The sequence below is a fragment of the Deinococcus fonticola genome (assembly GCF_004634215.1).
GTDB lineage: Bacteria > Deinococcota > Deinococci > Deinococcales > Deinococcaceae > Deinococcus > Deinococcus fonticola.
This window is the reverse complement of record NZ_SMMH01000114.1, coordinates 1-610: the sequence shown is the minus strand read 5'-3', so window position 1 is coordinate 610 and position 610 is coordinate 1. Positions and strand designations below refer to the sequence as shown.

Below are 610 nucleotides of genomic sequence, written 5' to 3'. Positions count from 1 at the left end.
CATGATTTATGGTTTCAAGTTGCATGCCTGGGCGCTTCCCAATGGACGCATCGTGCGATACCTGATCCGGCCCGCTCACGAGCATGATCTGAATGCGGGTGAGCAGATGAATGCCGATTGGCCCACCCACTACAGTGTTCATTTAATACGAATAACCTCGGGTGCGGGGGGTAGAAGGGGAAAAAGGAAGAAGCTGGGGTTATGCGAACCAGCCAGCTTCTCCAGAAGGTTAGCGTAGCAGACCTCTTTCTGCATGTTTTTGTCGCGATAGACGACTATTTGCAAGGATTAACCGCATCAGGGAGGTGTCGCCTCCCTGATGCCCCTGATCGCAAGGGCAGCATCAGTGAACTGATGACGATTGCCACCGTGGGCGACATTCTGGAACAGCCCAATGATGAAGTGTGGTTTGAACTGGTCAAGCAAGACCACGCCGACCTCTTTCCGTCGCTGCCAGATCGCACTCGCTACCACCGCATCCTGCTGGAGTGCCCCCCAGAAACTGGACGGTGAGTCCCTAGAGACAAAGGCTCGAACCCAGCCCTAAGCTGGAAAGCGAGGCCCAGTCATGAAAATCCGTCAGTTTACCGAAGACCAGATCATCAAACTG

The 610-nt window shown here is 54.1% G+C and carries 1 protein-coding gene; it reads left to right on the top strand.

The window, feature by feature from the left end; translation table 11 throughout:
- Positions 1-201 precede the first annotated feature (201 nt).
- Positions 202-513, top strand: a complete 312-nt coding sequence (locus E5Z01_RS19290) for a hypothetical protein (protein ID WP_135230853.1) — start codon at positions 202-204, stop codon at positions 511-513.
- Positions 514-610: the final 97 nt, after the last annotated feature.